A 16,566-nucleotide genomic window follows, 5' to 3' on the forward strand; every position below is an offset into this window, starting at 1 on the left:
TAACAAACAACATATGAAAAGAACAATCAAAAAAGTGGCAGTAGTCGGATCCGGAATCATGGGTTCAGGGATTGCTTGTCATTTTGCTAACATCGGTTTGGAAGTATTGCTTTTGGATATCGTTCCGAATGCGCTAACTGAAATCGAAGAAAAAAAAGGATTAACGCTCGAGAGTAAAGCCGTTCGCAATCGTATTGTGAATGAGCATTTAGCCAATGCGTTGAAGTCGAACCCATCTCCTATTTACAGTCAGAAGTTTGCCAGTAGAATTACTACCGGGAATACTACGGATGACATAGCTAAAATAGCCAACTACGATTGGATTATCGAAGTGGTCGTAGAGCGTTTGGACATCAAGAAATTGGTATTTGAACAAATAGACAAATTCAGAAAACCGGGAACCTTAGTGACTTCAAACACTTCGGGTATTCCAATTAAGTTTATGAGCGACGGTCGCAGCGAAGATTTCCAAAAGCATTTCTGTGGCACGCACTTCTTCAATCCTGCCCGTTATTTAAAGTTATTTGAAATCATTCCGGGTCCACATACTTCGCAGGAAGTATTGGATTTCCTGTTTGATTACGGTTCAAAATATTTGGGTAAAACTTCGGTCGTAGCCAAAGATACTCCGGCGTTTATTGGTAACCGTATCGGAATCTTCGGAATCCAGAGTTTGTTTCATTTGGTAAAACAAATGGGCTTAACCATTGAAGAAGTGGATAAGTTAACCGGACCTGTTATTGGCCGACCAAAATCAGCTACGTTCAGAACCGTTGATGTGGTTGGTTTGGATACGTTGGTTCATGTGGCAAACGGTTTGTATGAAGGCTGCCCAAATGATGAAGCGCATGATTTATTCAAACTTCCGGATTTCATCAACAAAATGATGGAAAACAAATGGCTGGGAAGCAAAACCGGACAAGGTTTCTACAAAAAAGTAGATAAAGATATCTTGTCTTTGGATTTAGATACGATGGAATATCGCCCGGCAAAAAAAGCCTCTTTCGCTACATTGGAATTGACAAAAACGATTGACAAACCAATTGACCGATTTAGAGTTTTAGTAAAGGGAAAAGACAAAGCAGGTGATTTCTACAGAAAGAATTTTGCTGCGATGTTTGCCTATTGCTCTAACCGTGTTCCCGAAATCACAGACGATTTCTACAAAATTGACGATGCTATGAAAGCCGGTTTCGGTTGGGAAAACGGACCATTTGAAATATGGGATGCCATCGGTGTCCAAAAAGGAATTGAATTAATGGATGCCGAAGGATTAAAACCGGCAGCCTGGGTAAACGAAATGTTCACTTCAGGTAATACCAGCTTTTATACTGTAAAAGAAGGAAATACGTATTACTATAACATCACAACAAAATCGCAAACTAAAGTTCCGGGACAAGACAGTTTCATTATCCTGAACAACATCCGCGAAAGCAAAAAAGTGTGGAGCAACAGCGGTGCTGTATTGCACGACTTAGGAGACGGAATCCTGAATTTAGAATTCCAATCTAAAATGAATACGATTGGTGGTGACGTTTTAGTCGGAATCAACAAAGCAATCGACATCGCCGAAAAAGAGTACAGCGGATTGGTTATCGGAAATCAGGGAGCCAATTTCTCTGTCGGTGCCAATATTGGAATGATTTTCATGATGGCGGTTGAACAGGAATACGAAGAACTAAACATGGCAATCAAAATGTTCCAGGACACGATGATGCGTGTGCGTTATTCATCAATCCCTGTAATTGTTGCGCCTCACGGAATGACCTTAGGTGGCGGTTGCGAAATGACCTTACACGCTGATAAAGTGGTTGCTGCAGCCGAAAGCTATATCGGTTTGGTGGAGTTTGGTGTAGGTGTAATTCCCGGCGGCGGTGGTTCTAAAGAAATGGCATTGCGTGCTTCTGATTTATTCCGGAAGAATGATGTGGAGTTGAATGTGTTGCAGGAATATTTCTTAGCCGTAGCTATGGCAAAAGTATCAACTTCAGCTTATGAAGCCTTTGATACCGGAGTTTTACAAAAAGGAAAAGACATCATCGTAGTCAACAAAGACAGACAAATTGCAGAAGCTAAAAAACACGCATTGCTAATGGCTGAAGCGGGTTATACCCAACCTATTAGAAGAACGGATGTAAAAGTGCTGGGCAAACAAGCATTGGGAATGTTCTTGGTTGGAACCGACCAAATGGTAGCCGGTAAATACATTTCGGAACACGACCAAAAGATTGCTAATAAGTTAGCTTACGTAATGGCTGGTGGTGATTTATCAGAACCAACCTTGGTATCAGAACAATACTTATTGGATATTGAAAGAGAAGCATTCTTGAGTTTATGTACAGAACGTAAGACTTTGGAAAGAATCCAATTCATGCTAACCAAAGGGAAACCATTACGCAACTAAATCCCATAGGGATTATATATGGGTAGCAAAAAACAATTAAGATAATAAAGTTCCGTAGGAACGACATAAATACAAAACATGAAAACAGCATATATAGTTAAAGCCTATCGAACCGCAGTAGGAAAAGCACCAAAAGGAGTTTTTCGTTTCAAGCGTCCCGACGAATTGGCTGCAGAAACCATACAGTTTATGATGAATGAACTGCCTGATTTCGACAAAACAAGAATCGACGATGTCATGGTGGGTAACGCCATGCCTGAAGCCGAACAAGGATTAAATGTAGCGCGTTTGATTTCGTTAATGGGATTAAAAGTAACCGATGTTCCGGGTGTAACGGTAAACCGTTATTGCGCTTCGGGATTGGAAACGATTGCCATGGCAACGGCTAAAATCCAAAGTGGCATGGCTGACTGCATCATCGCCGGTGGAGCCGAAAGCATGAGCTTTATTCCGATGGGTGGTTACAAACCAACTCCCGATTATGCAGTCGCAGCCGAAGGTCATGAAGATTACTACTGGGGAATGGGATTGACTGCGGAAGCGGTTGCCAAAAAATTCAATGTGTCACGTGAAGATCAGGATGCGTTTGCATTGAACTCACATCTAAAAGCTATTAAGGCACAAGCCGAAGGTAAATTCGACAAACAAATTGTTCCGATTACCATCGACCAAACATTCATAAATGAAAATGGTAAAAAGGAAACCAAGTCCTATACAGTAACCAAAGATGAAGGTCCAAGAGCAGACACCAATTTAGAAGCTTTAGCAAAGCTGAAACCGGTATTCGCGGCAGATGGTAGTGTTACGGCAGGAAGCTCTTCCCAAATGAGTGATGGTGCCGCTTTTGTATTAGTCATGAGCGAAGACATGGTAAAAGAACTAAACCTCACTCCTATTGCGCGCATGGTTAGCTATGCCGCAGCGGGTGTTGAACCAAGAATCATGGGAATTGGTCCGGTGAAAGCTATTCCGAAAGCATTGGCACAAGCTGGTTTAAAACTAAACGACATCAATTTAATTGAACTAAACGAAGCTTTTGCTTCACAAGCTTTAGCGGTTACAAGAGAATTAGGATTAAATCCGGATATTATCAATGTAAATGGTGGTGCGATTGCTTTAGGTCATCCACTAGGTTGTACCGGAGCAAAATTATCAGTGCAATTATTTGACGAAATGAAACGCCGTGGCGATAAATATGGAATCGTTTCTATGTGCGTCGGAACCGGACAAGGTGCGGCAGGAGTTTACGAATTATTATAATCAACCAACTATAAAAAAATAACGAAATGAGCGATATAACTCGTGGAGGACAATTCCTCGTAAAAGAAACAAAATGTGAAGACGTTTTCACACCGGAAGATTTCTCAGAAGAGCAAATCATGATGCGTGATTCTGTTAAGGAATTCGTTGACAAAGAAATCTGGCCAAACAAAAATCGCTTTGAGGCAAAAGATTATGCATTCACTGAAGAAGTGATGAAAAAAGCCGGTGACATGGGATTCCTTAGCGTTGCTGTTCCTGAAGCTTATGGCGGAATGGGAATGGGATTCGTGGATACGTGTCTTGTTTGCGACTATATTTCGGGAGCAACGGGTTCGTTTTCGACAGCTTTTGGAGCGCACACCGGAATTGGAACGATGCCAATCACCTTATACGGAACGGAAGAACAAAAACAAAAATACGTACCTAAATTAGCTTCAGGCGAATGGTTTGGTGCGTATTGCTTAACAGAACCAGGTGCAGGCTCTGATGCCAACTCAGGAAAAACAAAAGCAGTTTTATCTCCTGATGGAAAATATTACAGCATTACAGGAGGAAAAATGTGGATATCCAATGCAGGTTTCTGCTCTTTATTCATCGTGTTTGCCCGAATCGAAGATGATAAAAACATCACTGGCTTTATTATAGAAAATGATCCAAGTAACGGAATCACTATGAATGAAGAAGAGCACAAACTCGGAATCCGAGCCTCCTCTACACGTCAGGTTTTCTTTGCTGATACTAAAGTTCCGGTTGAAAACATGCTGGCCGGTCGTGGTGAAGGTTTTAAAATTGCTATGAATGCGTTAAATGTTGGTCGTATCAAATTGGCTGCCGCCTGTTTGGATGCCCAACGTCGTGTGACTTCCAATGCGGTGAATTATGCTAACGAAAGAATTCAGTTTAATGTTCCGATTTCAAGTTTTGGAGCTATAAGATATAAATTAGCCGAAATGGCTGCTTCGGCTTATGCCGGAGAAAGTGCCACGTATCGTGCTGCCAAAGACATTGAAACCCGTATCAAATTACGAGAAGCCGAAGGAGCTTCACATCACGAAGCGGAATTGAAAGGTGTGGAAGAATTCGCCATTGAGTGTTCAATCCTAAAAGTAGCCGTTTCTGAAGATGTTCAGAACTGTGCTGACGAAGGAATTCAAATCTATGGCGGAATGGGATTCTCAGAAGATACACCGATGGAAAGTGCCTGGCGTGATGCGCGTATTGCGCGTATTTATGAAGGCACAAACGAAATCAACCGAATGTTATCGGTTGGAATGCTAATCAAAAAAGCGATGAAAGGCCACGTTGATTTACTTGGACCAGCATCGAAAGTACAGGAAGAATTAATGGGCATTCCGTCATTTGACACACCAGATTACTCAGAATTATTTTCAGAAGAAAAAGAACTTATCGGCAAATTGAAAAAAGCATTCCTTATGGTTGCTGGCGGTGCCGTTCAAAAATACGGTCCTGATTTAGATGCACACCAACAGTTATTAACCGCCGCCGCCGATATTTTAATAGAAATCTATATGGCCGAAAGTACCATTTTGCGTACAGAGAAGCTGGCTAAAAAAGAAGGTGAAGCCAACGTTAAAGAGCAAATCGCCATGGCCAAATTATACTTATATAAAGCCGTAGATGTAGTTACCCAAAAAGGAAAAGAAAGCATTATCTCTTTTGCCGAAGGCGATGAACAACGCATGATGCTAATGGGATTACGTCGTTTTACAAAATATACCAACATGCCTAATATTGTGGGATTGAGAGAAACAATCACAACAAAATTAGTGGCGGAAAATAGTTATTGTTTTTAGTTTAAATTAAGTTAATTGTTTGAGAAGACCATCTGAATATTCAGGTGGTCTTTTTTTTGTACATTAGCTAATCTTTTATTTTAATCAAATACTTATGAAGTACACTACAAAGTTCATCTCACTGCTCCTACTCGTTTTTTGTTTATTGGGTACCAAATCAATGGCACAAAACACTGTTAAGAACGAAGCGCTTCATCAGTTATTTGAAAACTACTATCAGGAAAGGCTTAAACTATTTCCTCTCGAAGCAACTTCAAGCGGTGACGAACGTTATAACAATTTGCTTCCAAACGACGGAAGCCAGGCATTTCTAAAAGAAACACATGATTTGAATACCAAATACCAGAAAAGTTTAAATAATTTCAAGCCTGACCAGCTAAATGCAGAGGACAAAATCTCCTATTACATTTTGAAAGATGTACTCGCCAGAGAATTAGAAGCCGAGCAATTCCACAGAGAGAGAATGCCTTTTGCACAATTTTTTGCCTTGCCGCTAACGATGGGACAATTGGGAAATGGCAAAGGCAACCAACCATTCAAAACGGTAAAAGATTATGAAAACTGGCTGGAGCGTATCGATGCTTTCACGGTTTACGCAGATACGACAATTGCCAATTTCAGAAAAGGAATCAAATCAGGTATGGTTTTGCCAAAAGCCTTGGTGGTCAAAATGGTTCCTCAGTACACAAGCTTAGCAGAGAAAGACCCTGCAAAAAATGTCTTTTACGGACCGATAAACAATTTCCCAGTAACGTTTACTACTGAAGAAAAAGCGAGATTAACAAAAGCGTATACAGAAGCCATCAACACCAAATTAATTCCGGCCTATCAAAGAATGTGCGATTTTTTTGCGGGCGAATATATGAATGCGGCTCGCTCCACTAGCGGTATTTCCGCTTTGCCAAATGGTGATGCCTTTTATCGCTATAATATCTATTTCTTCACTACGCAACGCACAAAACCTGAAGACGTGCACCAAACCGGATTAAAAGAGGTTAAAAGAATCACAGGTGAAATGGAAAGATTAAAGGATAAAATAGGATTCAAAGGCACACTCAAAGAACTCTTCAACTTTATGCAGACAGACAAACAGTTCATGCCTTTTAAAACCAATAAGGAAGTATTGGATGCCAATGGTGCTGTGCTCGAAAAAGTTAAGCCCTATTTGAGCAAATATTTTAGCATGGAGCCAAAAACACCTTTTGAAATGAGAGAAGTTGAGGCGTTTAGAGCCGCTGCTGCAGCGCCACAATACAACCGCAGTTCCGCTGATGGGAAACGCCCAGGCATTTATTATTTCCCAATTGTTGACCCGACTAAAGTTAACGTAACCAACTTTGCGCTTGAGGCAACTTTCATCCACGAAGCCATTCCAGGACATCATTATCAGATATCATTAATGCAGGAAAATAAGTCCTTACCATCATTTAGACGCTTTGCCAACTTCCCGGTTTTCTCAGAAGGTTGGGCATTGTATGTGGAATCATTGGGTGATATACTGGGTTGTTATACTGATCCTTATCAAAAAATGGGTGCCTATGGTATGGAAATTCACAGAGCCATTCGTTTAGTGGTCGATACCGGTTTACATACAGGAATGATGACTCGTGAAGATGCCATTAAATATATGATGGACAACGAAGCCATAGCAGAAAAAACAGCAACTGCAGAAATTGAACGCTATATGGCTATGCCAGGTCAGGCGTTAGCCTATAAAACAGGTGAATTAAAAATCAAAGAACTTCGTGATAAATATCAAAAACAATTGGGTAACAAATTCAGCCTGCGCAACTTTCATGATGCTTTACTGCAAGGCGGAAGTATGCCGCTAAATGTATTAGAAATGTATATGGCCGAATGGGTAAAAACACAATAACTTTCTGAAGTCCGAAATAATCTGAAAAAGCCATTCGTATACCCGAATGGTTTTTTTATTCTTATATTTATCAGGAAATTTTCAAACACCAACTTCATATGAATAAAAGAATATCCTTCTTACTCACACTTTCATTTATTTCCGTTAGCATAAATGCGCAAGAGGAAAGCAAAGAACCAAAATGGGATGTTGCCAAACCAGGTGACAGCTTTAACTACAAAAAACAAAATTTTACTACTACCGAAGGCACATGGATGAACCTCGATGTCAGTCCAGATGGGAAAACTATTGTTTTTGATATGCTGGGCGATATTTACAATATGCCGATAACAGGTGGCAAAGCCACTGTGCTTCGTTCCGGAATTCCTTTTGAAATACAACCGCGCTTTAGTCCGGATGGGAAACATATTTCCTTTACCAGTGATGCTGGTGGTGGCGATAATATTTGGGTTATGAAAGCCGATGGCACTGATGCCAAACAAGTAACCAAAGAAGATTTTAGATTGGTAAACAATGCCTGTTGGATGCCTGACGGGAATTATTTGGTTGCCAAAAAACACTTCACCTCACAACGTTCTTTAGGTGCCGGTGAAATGTGGCAATACCATATTTCAGGTGGTTCGGGAGTACAATTAACAAAACGTAAAAACGACCAGCAAGATGTCAACGAACCTGTAATTTCTCCTGATGGAAAATACATGTACTACAGTGAAGATGTTTATCCGGGTGGTTTTTTTCAATACAATAAAGACCCAAATAAAGAAATCTTTGTTGTTAACCGCTATGATTTTGAAACCGGAAAAACAGACCGACTAACCGGTGGTCCCGGAGGTGCAGCACGTCCTCAGATTTCACGTGATGGAAAATTGTTGGCTTTTGTAAAACGAGTACGTGCCACAACGGTTTTATACATACAGGATTTAGAAACAGGCGAAGAATGGCCAATCTACGATAAATTGGACAAAGACCAACAAACCGCCTGGACATTGTTTGGTGTTTATCCTAACTTTAGCTGGATGCCTTCTAATGATGCTATCGTGTTTTGGGCTGGCGGACATATTCAAAAGATTGACATTAAAACTTTAGCGGTTACTCCTATTCCGTTTACGATTGATGTTGCTATTGATGTTGCAGACCGAGTACATTTTGATACCCGAATTGCAGATAATGATTTTACCGTAAAAATGATACGGGATGCTGTTACTTCTCCAGATGGAAAAACAGTAGTTTTCAGAGCTTTGGGATATTTGTGGACAAAAGCTATGCCAAACGGAACTCCAAAACGACTGACTTCGGGAACCGACTTTGAAGCGGAACCAACATTTTCGGCAAGCGGAAAAGAAATCGTTTATGTAACATGGAATGATGCTAACCTTGGCGCTATTAGAAAAGTAGGCATTGATGGAAAAAATCCGGTAAAACTAACTACTGAAAAGGGCATTTTCAGAACACCTAATCTTTCGCCTGATGGCAAAATGATAACCTATCTCAAAGAAGACGGTAACATTGATCAAGGTTATGCTTTTTGCAAAAAACCCGGAATTTATACTATGAATGCTACAGGTGGAAATGTGAAATTTGTTTCTGCAAGTGGCGAATATCCTGTATTTACAAAAGACAGCAAACGTATTTTCTTCCAAACAGGTGGTGTCTTTTTTGGCGAATTAACTAAGGAATTAAAAAGTATTGACCTTAACGGAAAAGACGAACGCAGTCATATCAAATCAAAATATGCCAATCGATTAGTGCCAAGTCCAAATAACGAATGGATTGCTTTTACGCTCTTGCACAAAGGTTATGTAGCGCCTTTAAACATCAATGGTCAAACGGTTGATTTGGATGATAAATCTACAGCCGTTCCAGTTTCCCAATTGACAAAAGACGCTGGTATCAGTTTGCATTGGTCACCAGACAGTAAAAATGTGATGTATACTTTGGGAGAAACCTATTATAACAGTGCGCTGAAAGACCGTTTTACATTTTTGGAAGGTTCACCGGTTAAAGTTGAGCAACCAAAAGATGCCGGAATCAAAATTGGCTTAACATCTAAAACAGATAAACCAAAAGGACGCATTGCTTTGACAAACGCACTTATCATCACTATGGAAGGTGATAAAGTTATCGAAAAAGGAACACTAATCATTAACCAAAACCGTATTGAAGCTATTGGTAAAACTGGAGAAGTAGCAGTTCCGGCAGATGCCCGTGTTTATGATATGACAAATAAAACCCTGATGCCCGGAATGGTTGATGCACATGCACATATTGGCGCATTCCGATACGGCTTGACTACGCAGCAAAACTGGCAGTTTTATGCCAATTTGGCTTTTGGCGTGACCACATCACATGATCCGTCATCTAATACTGAATCTATTTTTACACTTTCTGAAATGGTAAAAAGTGGTGCTTTGGTTGGCCCAAGAGTTTTATCGACCGGTTATATTTTATATGGTGCTGATGGCGATTTTAAAGCTGTGATTAACAAACTGGATGATGCCCGTTCTTCTATTAAACGTACCAAAGCTTTTGGCGCACTATCGGTTAAAAGTTATAACCAGCCACGTCGTGAACAACGCCAACAAGTGTTACAAGCAGCGCGCGAAGAAGGCATTAATGTTGTACCTGAAGGCGGTTCTACCTTTTTTACCAACCTGAGCATGATCATTGATGGTCATACCGGAATTGAACACAATATTCCCATCACACCAGTTTATAAAGATGTTTTAGAATTGTGGGGCAAAAGCAGTGTGGGATACACGCCTACTCTTATTGTAAACTATGGTGGTTTGAATGCCGAATACTATTGGTATCAAAAAACCAATGTTTGGGAAAACAAAAAATTGCTGAAGTTCACACCAAGAGGTATCATTGATTCCCGTTCACGTTACCGTATTATGGCTCCGGAAGAAGATTATCAAAACGATCATATCTTAACGTCTAAAACGGCAAAAACATTAGCCGATAGCGGTGTAAAAGTAAATATGGGTGCTCACGGACAATTGCAGGGAATGGGAGCGCAATGGGAATTGTGGAGCATTAATCAAGGAGGTATGAGCAATATTGAAACCTTGAAAACCGCTACAATAAACGCAGCTAATTATATTGGTGCCGGTAAAGATATTGGTTCACTGGAAGTAGGCAAATTAGCCGATGTTTTAGTCTTAGACAAAAATCCATTGGATAACATACAAAACTCAAATACCATTATTTATACCATTGCAAACGGAAGAATGTATGAAACTGAAACAATGAACGAAGTGGGCAACGAACCTAAAAAACGTGGTAACTTCTATTGGGAAAATTCTAAATACAATGCGGCTTTTCCTTGGCATGAAGAAAGTGATAGCTTTATGCACCAACATTGTTGTGGTGCTATCCATGAGAAAAATTAAACTTCTAATAAAAAGCCCTTGTTTAAAACAAGGGCTTTTTATTTATTCGTTATTGGTACCGATAAAAAACGGCTGCCATATAGTTCCATGCTTCGGGGCATTCAGTTTTTTAGGCTTTACGGCATGCTTTTCAATTACTAGCATGTAAGGATAGAAATGAATGGAATGTATAGCCGATTGGAACTGGCTATTATTCCCCATACTGTTTAATTCATTCACAAGTCCGGCAGCATAGGTGGAAAATTTATTAAAGTTTCCGTGAATATCTTCACATATATAAACGCCTCCGGGACGAATATGCTGCAGCATTTGCTCTAAAGTTACCTGCTGTTGTTCCGGTGTGTGTCCACCATCATCAATAAGTACATCAACTCCTTCAACCTTTGTCTTGAAATCATCCCAAAAAGGCTTGCTTTCCTGATCTCCAATAAATACGGATACATAATCATTTTCGTATTGTCTGCATGCCTCTTCAATATCAATTCCATATATATGGCATTTGTCTCCAAAATAAGAGCGCCACATTTCAAGACTTCCGCCGCTATAAATACCGATTTCTAAAACATCAACTTTTTTTCCGATAAACTTTGCAAAATGCTTATGGTAAACATCAAAATAATGCTCCCATTTCCATATACCGTGTCCTTCTTTGTGATTCTGAAAATAATCCCATAACGGATTTTCATGGGCTGTTTTTATCACATCATTTTCAGGTATAACATCTTTATAGGATTTAGAATATTCATAAGCGCTGCAGGTCGTTGGAACGTTTCTGAATATTTGTCTGAATAATTTTGGCTGTTTTTCAAATGCTTTTAGCAAATTATTCAACGTTTTAAGAGAATGTTTTATTTTCATTATTATGATTTGAAATCTTGACGTTAATTTGAGCCTTATCACACAAAGACTTTGGAAACAAAAATATTATAATTTTCCACAATTCAATATTATTTGAAAAAGAGTTTGCAATATTGGTCTTAATGGCTGTTTAAATTATGAGATTGATGGCTAAATCCTAAGCTGGAATTGGCTATATTTGCCCAACTAAATCGATATAGCTTTATGGAAGAATGCATCTCCGTATTTGATATGCTTAAAATTGGTGTTGGACCATCAAGTTCCCACACACTTGGACCTTGGCGTGCAGCCGAACGCTTTTTATCCGAATTGCAAACAGAAAACATACTCGATAAAGTAACCCGTGTCAAAGTTGATTTGTATGGTTCACTTTCCTTAACGGGAAAAGGTCATGCCACAGATTTGGCCATTATGCTTGGACTTAGCGGACAAGATCCTGAGTATATTCCGGTTCAGGACATTGACGGAATTATCAAAAATATCGAGACTAAAAACGAAATCAACTTAGCGAACAAAATCGTTATTCCATTCTATTTTCTGCAGGACATTGTTTTCAATAAAAACTTTCTTCCTTTTCATGCCAATGGATTGACTTTTTCTGCTTATTTGAATGACGATAAAGAATATGTTTCCACCTTCTACTCTATCGGTGGCGGATTTGTGGTAAAAGAAGAACGTGTAAATGCCAAAAAGAAAATGGAAATCAAATGTGCTTTTCCGTTTCCGATTCAAAACGCCGAAGAATTACTTCAATATACAATTACACAAAACAAATCGATTTCTGAAATCGTATACGAAAACGAAAAATCAATGCGTCCCGAAGCAGAAATTCATCACGAATTAATGCGTATTTGGCATACGATGTTAGAATGCATGTACATTGGCTGTCACTCGGAAGGTATTTTACCAGGCGGATTAAATGTACGACGACGCGCTTTTGATATGCATCAGGGATTAATTGGCTTGGCTAATTATAACAATCCACAAGAATGGTTGGAAACCATCCGAAAAACAGAAGTTAAGTTTCGACAAATATTGAAATGGGTTTCTTGTTTTGCTTTGGCTGTCAATGAAGTAAATGCAGCATTAGGAAGAGTTGTAACCGCGCCAACCAACGGAAGTGCGGGTGTAATTCCATCTGTTTTAATGTATTATTTAGTTATCGAAAATCATCAGGCCGGAGAAAAAGAAATCAAGCAATTCCTTATGGTTGCCGGAGAAATAGGAAGCATTTTCAAAAAAGGCTCAACTATTTCCGCAGCTATGGGCGGTTGCCAGGCAGAAATTGGTGTATCGTCAGCTATGGCCGCAGCAGCTTTGTGTGAAGTGATGGGTGGCACTCCTGACCAAGTATTGATGGCTGCCGAAATTGCCATGGAGCATCATCTTGGAATGACTTGTGATCCAATCGGTGGTTTGGTTCAGATTCCGTGTATTGAACGCAATACTATGGGTGCAATCAAAGCCATCAACGCAGCGGAATTGGCTATGGAAACCGATGCTAAAAATGCTAAAGTTCCGTTAGACAAAGTCATCGAAACCATGTGGAAAACTGCCAAAGACATGAATTCCAAATACAAAGAAACCTCCGAAGGAGGTTTAGCTGTAGCGGTAAATATGGCGGATTGTTAAGCTATAATCTGAAATTAACAGCCAAAGTTATTCTGTGTTCTTTTTTCATTAATTCAGCTGCCCAAGGCGTTGTGCCTTCCGGGCCGTTGACATAACCGCTTGGCGAAGTGGTACCACCGGAAGAAGTAAAATATGGAACCGAAGCAGAACGATAACCATATTCCAATCGAAACGTTACATAATCACTTGGCATTACATCAAAAGTAGACGTAAACTGGAATAATCTCAACTTCTCGTTATTGGCTATAGCCAAATCAAAATTATTGGGAACATCACCCGAAACAGCTGGAGTAAAAGCTAAATAAGGTGATACATTCACACTGTTCACCACCGATTGATTGGTTAGATAATCTCCACGTAGGGTTAGCGCCAATTTGTTTTGATGAAACCAAATTCTATTCGCAATCGAAGTACCAATCATAAAGTTTTCCGAGGCTTTTACCTTATCATTAGTTTCATTATTGCTTTGAAAACCATAATGGGAATTGATACTAAAAGCAGCTTGCGAAATACCTTTAGCCTTTGGATTTTTATAATAACGAGCTACAATGCTATTGTCATGATGAAAGCGTTTGCGATTAGATTGATTGCCAAATTCGTCAGGGTTTTGGGTATCTTTTCCGAAATAAAAATTGGCCACCAATTGTAAGTTTTCATTCGGACGATAATAATTGGAACTACCTATTCCCAAGCCATTGCTTGAACTATTATAGGTTTGCCAGCCGTTGAGCAGCCACAATTCGGTTTTAAATTTTTGAGACGGATACAATTGAACTCTTGCACCTGAGAAATAAAAAGGCGTAAAATCACAAACCATACTTCGTTGGTAACTCCAATTTTCCTGCGTGATGTAACTCTCGAGACCTATATAACTCATAAAGATTCCCATTTCGACATTCAAACCATACAACATATCAAAGTGATAACCGGCTGCTGCTTCTCGAATGTATTTCAGATTATTGATGCTCGTATTTCTACCGTGATTTACCGAACCATCTGAATCCTGAACAATCGAACCCATTTGTCCGTATTGCAGCCAAAGACGCCCTATGACGTTCTTATAATTGGTTTCCACACCAATGCTGGCAAGATTTACCGTGAACTCATTGTGTCGACCAATCGTGGAAGAAATGGTTTGGGTATTGTCAATCGGATTGGCGAAATTATAATTGTAATAAGTGTCCAAATAAGCAACACCGGTAAATATGGTTTCTTCTTTGTCTTTAAGCGTTAGCGGGAAATGCTTTTGGCGATTCTGACCGTTTATCCAAGTCAAATCCATGCCATCAAAAGGAATCTTGGAAGTTATGGTGTCATTTTGCGCAAAGCAATTTAGAGCGGTTAAAGCGGTTACGGCAATTATAATATTTTTCATTTTATTTTCTGCATAATTCTAAATTAGTCACGGGAGAATACACCATTGGATATTCTTCAATTTTTACATCACTTCGGTCTAAGCCAAAAGCTTTTTCGTCAGAGAGCGATAGTTTTTTGAGCCAGAAATAGGAAGTTAATAACCAACCTTCTTTCAAAGCAAATTCGTTCTCGACAGAGATGAATTTCTCAATAATGACAAACTTATAATCGGGTTCAGCATTGTATTTTGTTGAACCATCAGGTCGGATATGTAAATTCAATTCCTTGCGTTCCACCAATTCCTGAACTATTTTCTTGAAATACAATTCAACTTTTGGCTGCACACGAAATCCTAAATTTAGCACCACTTTAATTACTTTGTCATCCAGCAATTCAATGACTTCATAATTAAGCGTAAAAGGTTCATTGGTTCTGTTGATATGAAGAAACCAATACACATCGGCACGTTTAGGTTTTTTGGCAAATATGGATTTGATAATCTTCTCCTCTATTTCGTATGTTTTATTTGCTTTGGATAAGAAAATTAAATGAGTGGCATATTTCGGGATAGCATCATCTTTACTCAACTCGTTTAACTTGGGTGTCAGTTCAAATAAGTTGACAAACTTCAGAAAACGATTGTTGATTTTTCGGGAATAATACCACACATACATCACCATAAAAATGAACAGCTCGAAGAACAGAAACATCCATCGTTCTTTGATTTTAACAATATTGGCCACAAAAAAGGAAACTTCAATGACTGAGAAAACCATGAGCATTAGGATTACCCAACTCATTTTTACTTTTTTGATAAAAATCAAATAGTAAGACAATAAAACTGTTGTCATCAACATGGCAATAGTGATAGAAAAACCATAAGCGGCTTCCATGTGCGCGGAGTTTTTGAAGTATAAAATCATTAGAATGCAGCCTATCCAAAGTATCGTATTGACCGATGGAATGTAGATTTGTCCTTTTAAATTCGTTGGATTTTTCAGTGCGACTCTTGGCCAAAAGTTCAAAGAAATGGCTTCGTTAATCAAAGTAAACGAACCGCTAATCAAAGCTTGAGAAGCAATAATCGCTGCCAAAGTGGCTATAACAATTCCGATGAGTAAAAACCATTGTGGCATAATCGAATAAAACGGATTTTGTCCGTTTAGGAATTCGTTTCCTTGGTGCATCAACCACGCTCCTTGTCCTAAATAATTAACAACCAATGCTATTTTAACAAAAACCCAAGTGATTCTGATATTCTCTTTCCCGCAATGACCAAGGTCAGAATACAATGCTTCTGCACCGGTTGTACAAAGAAATACAGCGCCTAGCAACCAAAACCCATGAGGATATTCCACAAGCAAACGGTAAGCATAAACCGGATTAAGTGCTTTCAAAATATCAGGATGATGGATGATTTGTAATAATCCTAAAACCATCAGCATTGTAAACCAAACGACCATCGCCGGTCCGAAAATGGAACCTACTCTTTGGGTGCCAAACCGTTGGAAAACAAACAAGCCTGAGAGAATAGCGATTACAATTGGTATTGTTGGCAAATTGGGTACAATGGTTTCCAAGCCTTCAACTGCTGATGCCACTGAAATTGGCGGCGTTATAATTCCGTCTGCCAAAAGTGTCGTTGCTCCGAGAATAGTTGGAATCACTAATTTTCCTTTGCCAAATCTTTTTACTAAAGCGTATAACGAAAACACACCACCTTCACCATGATTGTCTGCAGAAAGTGTCAACAGTACATATTTTATAGTGGTTTGAAATGTCAATGTCCAAAAGACACAGGAAATGCCACCGTAGACTAATAATTCGGTTATGCTTCTATCACCAATGATGGATTTCATTACGTATAACGGACTGGTTCCGATATCGCCATAAATGATTCCGAGTGCGACTAAGAGCGAAGCTGCGGTAATTTTTTGTTTTACAGTTGTATTCATTTTATTATTGATTTTT

The 16,566-nt window shown here is 39.3% G+C and carries 9 protein-coding genes; 6 read left to right on the forward strand and 3 right to left on the reverse strand.

The annotated features are described in order from the left end of the window. Window positions 1-13: 13 nt before the first annotated feature. The 5 genes from GS03_RS10185 to GS03_RS10205 all read left to right on the forward strand — a co-directional run bounded on the left by GS03_RS10185 (window position 14) and on the right by GS03_RS10205 (window position 10,749). Window positions 14-2,404 (forward strand): 3-hydroxyacyl-CoA dehydrogenase/enoyl-CoA hydratase family protein, encoded by a 2,391-nt coding sequence (locus tag GS03_RS10185; RefSeq protein WP_136152438.1) that lies wholly within the window; start codon window positions 14-16, stop codon window positions 2,402-2,404. A 78-nt stretch (window positions 2,405-2,482) separates the two neighbouring features. After that, window positions 2,483-3,664, forward strand: coding sequence for an acetyl-CoA C-acyltransferase (locus tag GS03_RS10190; RefSeq protein WP_136152439.1), 1,182 nt, complete (start codon window positions 2,483-2,485; stop codon window positions 3,662-3,664). Between the two features lie 26 nt (window positions 3,665-3,690). Further along, window positions 3,691-5,481 carry an acyl-CoA dehydrogenase family protein gene (locus GS03_RS10195; RefSeq protein ID WP_136152440.1) on the forward strand — a complete coding sequence of 597 codons (1,791 nt, stop codon included), beginning with the start codon at window positions 3,691-3,693 and terminating at the stop codon, window positions 5,479-5,481. 94 nt (window positions 5,482-5,575) lie between these two features. Continuing rightward, entirely contained in the window at window positions 5,576-7,357 is a 1,782-nt protein-coding gene (locus GS03_RS10200; protein WP_136152441.1) for a DUF885 domain-containing protein, read from the forward strand. Window positions 7,358-7,455: 98 nt separating this feature from the next. Then, complete coding sequence (locus tag GS03_RS10205) at window positions 7,456-10,749, forward strand: amidohydrolase family protein (protein WP_136152442.1); 3,294 nt, start codon at window positions 7,456-7,458, stop codon at window positions 10,747-10,749. Window positions 10,750-10,791: 42 nt separating this feature from the next. On the opposite strand, the gene GS03_RS10210 is transcribed toward GS03_RS10205, so the two are convergent. Continuing rightward, window positions 10,792-11,607 (reverse strand): class I SAM-dependent methyltransferase, encoded by an 816-nt coding sequence (locus tag GS03_RS10210; protein ID WP_136152443.1) that lies wholly within the window; start codon window positions 11,605-11,607, stop codon window positions 10,792-10,794. Between the two features lie 204 nt (window positions 11,608-11,811). On the opposite strand from GS03_RS10210, the gene GS03_RS10215 reads away from it, so the two are divergent. Further along, window positions 11,812-13,239 carry an L-serine ammonia-lyase gene (locus GS03_RS10215; protein WP_136152444.1) on the forward strand — a complete coding sequence of 476 codons (1,428 nt, stop codon included), beginning with the start codon at window positions 11,812-11,814 and terminating at the stop codon, window positions 13,237-13,239. Window position 13,240: 1 nt separating this feature from the next. Here the strand turns inward: GS03_RS10215 and GS03_RS10220 are convergent, their stop codons facing one another. Further along, window positions 13,241-14,614, reverse strand: a complete 1,374-nt coding sequence (locus GS03_RS10220; protein ID WP_136152445.1) for an outer membrane beta-barrel protein — start codon at window positions 14,612-14,614, stop codon at window positions 13,241-13,243. A 1-nt stretch (window position 14,615) separates the two neighbouring features. Next, a complete protein-coding gene (locus GS03_RS10225; protein WP_136152446.1) occupies window positions 14,616-16,550 on the reverse strand; it encodes a KUP/HAK/KT family potassium transporter in 1,935 nt (644 codons plus the stop codon). Window positions 16,551-16,566: the final 16 nt, after the last annotated feature.

Source organism: Flavobacterium sangjuense (assembly GCF_004797125.1).
GTDB classification, from domain to species: domain Bacteria; phylum Bacteroidota; class Bacteroidia; order Flavobacteriales; family Flavobacteriaceae; genus Flavobacterium; species Flavobacterium sangjuense.

What these genes read in the sequence shown, in the direction of transcription:
- GS03_RS10185 (WP_136152438.1), top strand. Translation starts at nt 14, where the DNA reads ATGAAAAGAACAATCAAAAAAGTGGCAGTAGTCGGATCCGGAATCATG.
- GS03_RS10190 (WP_136152439.1), top strand. Translation starts at nt 2,483, where the DNA reads ATGAAAACAGCATATATAGTTAAAGCCTATCGAACCGCAGTAGGAAAA.
- GS03_RS10195 (WP_136152440.1), top strand. Translation starts at nt 3,691, where the DNA reads ATGAGCGATATAACTCGTGGAGGACAATTCCTCGTAAAAGAAACAAAA.
- GS03_RS10200 (WP_136152441.1), top strand. Translation starts at nt 5,576, where the DNA reads ATGAAGTACACTACAAAGTTCATCTCACTGCTCCTACTCGTTTTTTGT.
- GS03_RS10205 (WP_136152442.1), top strand. Translation starts at nt 7,456, where the DNA reads ATGAATAAAAGAATATCCTTCTTACTCACACTTTCATTTATTTCCGTT.
- GS03_RS10210 (WP_136152443.1), bottom strand. Translation starts at nt 11,607, where the DNA reads ATGAAAATAAAACATTCTCTTAAAACGTTGAATAATTTGCTAAAAGCA.
- GS03_RS10215 (WP_136152444.1), top strand. Translation starts at nt 11,812, where the DNA reads ATGGAAGAATGCATCTCCGTATTTGATATGCTTAAAATTGGTGTTGGA.
- GS03_RS10220 (WP_136152445.1), bottom strand. Translation starts at nt 14,614, where the DNA reads ATGAAAAATATTATAATTGCCGTAACCGCTTTAACCGCTCTAAATTGC.
- GS03_RS10225 (WP_136152446.1), bottom strand. Translation starts at nt 16,550, where the DNA reads ATGAATACAACTGTAAAACAAAAAATTACCGCAGCTTCGCTCTTAGTC.